Raw genomic sequence first — 1,270 nt, forward strand, 5'->3', positions numbered from 1 at the left:
GTAACAGACACCACTGTTCATCTGTTTCTTCTGAAACATAGTCGAGGTCACGCTCTTACACTAAATATTCGTCAAAGCGATCATTACAGAGTCACCGCCCGAATTTCCTTTTTCATGATGTAGATTAGCGAACTACTGTGACGTCAGCTCGGCAAGGACGTCGCGAATCTATGTCAGACACCACCTGTTCATCTGTTCGTTTGTTCTTCAGAGATTCCGACACACACACACCACATTTCATCTGTTCTTCCACGTGAACCCGAGGTCAGCAAGTGGCCAAAAATGATTCATCGTGTTTGTACCACCAAAACCGAATCAACACTAGACTAGAACTAGAACCATTGAATGATTTTTACCACAAATCACTATCTTCGCATTATTATATATTTACTGGTAGAGGATAATTATACTGTCTATTCCAAGTTCGCCTAGGTGGCTTATCAAGCCGTCAAACGTGTGTTAATGACGTTTAATCAATTTACCCAGAGTTATGAAACTGAGTGAAATATCCTTGTTTTATATACTAACTATAGTCGTCACTCCATCACCACTCTACTCTCGACTCAAAGAACAGATGAACGACGGTGTATGTGTCCGGACTCCGTGAGTGACCAACTTCGATTCATCGTGGAATGTCAACGGGTTGTGGAATAATTCTCGTCCTATGTCTCGCGAAGTTCGACCACCTTGTCGGCAATTGCGTCAGGATGTTTCATTACGAACTGAAGGATTGCTTCGTGTATCTCACGCTTCTCGTCATTCCGGATACCGTACTCTCTGAGCGCTTGTTTCACGTCGAATTGAATGAAGTCCTCAAACTCGTCGTGGGTGGTTCGCCGTGGGTATATCTGAGCTTGTACCGACTCAGAGAAGGGGAAACCGGGATTACTGTCTTCGAGCGCTTCAGAAGTACTTGGCCTTACTTCTTGATTGGATTCCTGTTCTGGTCCATCGGTGCCTGACTGCTTACTCACCTCTGATTCACGTTCGAGGCTTTCATCTTCCTCTTTGGAAGCAACGTCAGACTCTATGTCTTCATCTTTGACCGTCACCTCGTCCCGTACCTCTCCAGAGGTGTCCGTAGTTTCAGACTTGGCTGTATCGGACTCCTGCTCTTCGCCATCGTCTTCGACTTCCGCAAGTTCCTCATCCAACCCTGCAAAGCGGTCGGTGTAGTCTCCCATTAGCGACGCACCTCTCCGTGTTCAATGATGCTTACAAGTTCTTCGAACGACGAGAGGATCGAATCTTCTGGTGCGTAGTCTCGAAG

Annotated in this window: 1 protein-coding gene; it reads right to left on the reverse strand. The window is 46.1% G+C overall.

Annotation, left to right across the window (positions count from 1 at the left end):
• Window positions 1-662: 662 nt before the first annotated feature.
• Complete coding sequence (locus C5B91_RS21020; RefSeq protein ID WP_119713014.1) at window positions 663-1,184, reverse strand: hypothetical protein; 522 nt, start codon at window positions 1,182-1,184, stop codon at window positions 663-665.
• Window positions 1,185-1,270: the final 86 nt, after the last annotated feature.

The organism is Haloferax sp. Atlit-10N (assembly GCF_003586325.1).
Classification (GTDB): Archaea; Halobacteriota; Halobacteria; order Halobacteriales; family Haloferacaceae; genus Haloferax; species Haloferax prahovense.